At 65.4% G+C, this 3,263-nt stretch carries 3 protein-coding genes; all 3 read left to right on the top strand.

What is annotated here, in order from left to right:
- On the top strand, nucleotides 1–1,589 hold a 1,589-nt coding region (locus EN939_RS26695; RefSeq protein WP_127270751.1), incomplete at its 5' end, for a potassium/proton antiporter.
- A gap of 147 nt (nucleotides 1,590–1,736) precedes the next feature.
- Nucleotides 1,737–2,933 carry a phosphoglycerate kinase gene (locus EN939_RS26690; RefSeq protein ID WP_127270749.1) on the top strand — a complete coding sequence of 399 codons (1,197 nt, stop codon included), beginning with the start codon at nucleotides 1,737–1,739 and terminating at the stop codon, nucleotides 2,931–2,933.
- Nucleotides 2,934–3,067: 134 nt separating this feature from the next.
- A partial coding sequence (locus tag EN939_RS26685; protein WP_127270748.1) for a class I fructose-bisphosphate aldolase occupies nucleotides 3,068–3,263 on the top strand: 196 nt, incomplete at its 3' end.

Below are 3,263 nucleotides of genomic sequence, written 5' to 3'. Positions count from 1 at the left end.
CCACCGGCCTGTTCGGCGTCGCCGCCCATTATCTGCTCGATCTCACCTGGCTGGAATCCTTCCTGCTCGGGGCTGCCGTAGCCTCCACCGATGCGGCGGCCGTGTTCTTCCTGCTGCGCGCCGGCGAGATCAATCTGCGCGAACGCGTGCGCTCGACGCTCGAGGTGGAATCCGGCACCAACGACCCGATCGCCATCTTCCTGACCATCACGCTGGTAGAGATCATCGCCGCCCACGCCAACCCCGAAACCAATGTCCTGGTCACCAGCCTGTTCCTCGGCTTCCTCCTCAACATGGGCCTTGGCGCTGTCGTCGGCGTGCTCGGCGGCCTCGCCATCGTGCGCCTCGTCGACCGGCTCAATCTCGACCACGGCCTGCTGCCGATCTTCGTGCTGACCTTGTCGCTGATGGTGTTTGCAGCCGCCGGCGCCATTGGCGGCTCGGGCTTCCTGGCGGTCTATATCGCCGGCCTCATCTCGGGCAATTCCGATATCCGCGCCGTCACCATCCTCAAGCGCTTCCAGGACGGCATGTCATGGCTGGCACAGATCATCATGTTCCTCATCCTCGGCCTGTTCGCGACGCCGTCGCAGTTCCCGGCGATCATGGTGCCGGCGGTGCTGCTCGGCCTGTTCCTGATGTTCATCGCCCGTCCGATCGCGGTCTGGCTCTGCCTGATCCCGTTCCGTCTGCCGCGCCCCGAGGTCGCCTTCGTCTCCTGGGTCGGCCTGCGCGGCGCGGTGTCGATCCTGCTCGCCATCACCCCGCTGCTGGGCGGGCTGGAAAACGGCCGTGTCATCTTCAACACCGCCTTCATCATCGTACTCGTGTCGCTGGTCATCCAGGGCTGGACAGTCGGACCGCTGGCGCGCCGCCTCGGTCTGATCGTGCCGGCACGGCTCGGACCGCTGGACAAGGTCGAGCTGGAACTGCCGGGCTCGGCCCATCACGAGCTTCTTGCCTATCGCGTTGCACACGGCAGCCCGGTGGCGCGCGGCGAGCGCATCCCACGCTGGGCGCGACCCTCGCTGGTGTTGCGCGACGGCCGCTCGATGCGCTTCCAGGACATGGGCCGGCTCGCCGCCGGCGACCAGGTCTACATTTTCGTGCCGGACCGCTATCCGCGCCTGCTCGACAAGCTGTTCGCGAGCCGTGCAGTGGTCGATCCCGAGGATGCCGATTTCTTCGGTGCCTTCGCCGTCGACCCCGCGCGCTCCGCCGCTGAACTGGAAGCGGCCTATACGCCAGGCCTGACCGAAGCGGAGCAAAAGCTCACCGTTGGCGCGCTGGTCACGGCGCGGCTCGGCGGCCATGCCGAATACGCCGACCGCGTCCTGCTCGGCCCGATAGAACTGATCGTCCGCGACGTCGACGACAAGGGCAAGATCATAGGCCTCGGCCTCTCGTTCGAGCCGACCGCGCCGGTGGCGCGGGTGCCGGTCTTCCTCAGCGCCGGCGAAATCGGCGATCGTCTTTCCGCCTTCATCCGCAACTGGCGCAAGCCGACCGAGACGCAGGAGGCCGAGGCGCGGGCGGACGAAAAGCAGGCCCCGGAGCCAGCGCCGGAAAAGGCAGCAACCGAAAGCTGACAAACCCGCTATTGAGCGCTGCCATTCATCCGCCCCGCCGGTGCAAGATCGTGCCCACTTCAAAATTTCGGTTCGAGCGCGCCCTAAGCCTTGCATCGACACCGATGCGGGGTATGGTCCCCCGGTTTTTCGCGAAAGGAACCCCGCATGGCCGCCTTCAAGACACTCGACGATATCGGCAACATCAGCGGCAAGCGTGTGCTGGTGCGCGTCGACCTCAACGTGCCTGTCACTGAGGGCAAAGTCACCGACACCACCCGCATCGAACGCATCGCGCCGACCATCGCCGAGCTGTCAGGCAAGGGTGCCAAGGTCATCCTGCTCGCCCATTTCGGCCGACCCAAGGATGGCCCCTCGCCCGAATTCTCGCTGGAACCGATCGCCAAGGCGACAGCCGACGTGCTCGGCCGCCCCGTCGGTTTCGCCTCGGATTGCGTCGGCGACACGGCCGGAAGCGCTGTCGCCGCCATGAACAAGGGCGACGTGCTGCTGCTCGAAAACACCCGCTTCTACAAGGCCGAGGAGAAGAACGATCCGGCCTTCACGGAAAAACTCGCCGCCAATGGCGATATCTTCGTCAACGACGCCTTCTCGGCCGCGCACCGCGCGCATTCTTCGACGGAGGGGCTGGCGCATCTGTTGCCGGCTTTTGCCGGCCGCACCATGCAAGCCGAGCTTGAGGCGCTGGAGAAGGGCCTGGGAAAACCGGTTCGTCCGGTCGTCGCCATTGTCGGCGGCGCCAAAGTCTCGACCAAGATCGATCTGTTGATGAACCTGGTGAAGAAGGTCGATGCCCTCGTCATCGGTGGCGGGATGGCCAACACCTTTCTTGCCGCGCGTGGCACCAATGTCGGCAAATCGCTGTGCGAGCATGATCTCGCCGCGACCGCCAAGCAGATCATGATCGAGGCGGCCGAGGCCGGCTGCGCCATCATCCTGCCGGTCGACGGCGTCGTCGCCAAGGAGTTCAAGGCGGGCGCGGAATGCGAGACCGTCGCCATATCGGACGTGCCGGCCGACGGCATGATCCTCGATGTCGGCGCCAAAACCGTGACGGCCATCGGCGAATGGATCGACCGCGCCGCGACACTGGTCTGGAACGGCCCGCTCGGCGCCTTCGAGATCGCGCCCTTCGATCATGCGACGGTGGCAGCTGCCAAGCACGCGGCGTCGCGCACCAAGGAAGGCAAGCTGGTCTCGGTCGCCGGCGGTGGCGATACGGTGGCGGCGCTCAACCATGCCGGTGTCGCCGACGACTTCACCTATGTCTCGACCGCCGGCGGCGCTTTCCTGGAATGGATGGAAGGCAAGCCGCTGCCCGGTGTCGATGTGCTGAAGCGCTGAGGCTCCGCGGCGATCAACACTCGGAGAGCAAACAAGGCTGCCCGAGGCTTTCAATCGATTCGAGCTTTCCGATGCCATTCCTTTGGCGGTAGACTTCCGTTAAGCGCGGAACAACCGTTTCAGGAGAAGCAACAATGAGCGAACGTCTCGAAGACATTGCCGCCGCGATCGTCGCCGATGGCAAGGGCCTGCTGGCCGCCGACGAAAGTTCGGGCACCATCAAGAAGCGCTTCGACGTCATCGGCGTCGAATCGACAGCCGACAGCCGCCGCGACTACCGCGAGATGATGTTCCGCACCAGGGAAGCGATGACCCGCTACATCTCCGGCG

It is taken from the genome of Mesorhizobium sp. M7A.F.Ca.CA.002.05.1.1 (assembly GCF_003998335.1).
Classification (GTDB): domain Bacteria; phylum Pseudomonadota; class Alphaproteobacteria; order Rhizobiales; family Rhizobiaceae; genus Mesorhizobium.
This window is presented reverse-complemented; position numbering and strand designations above follow the sequence as displayed.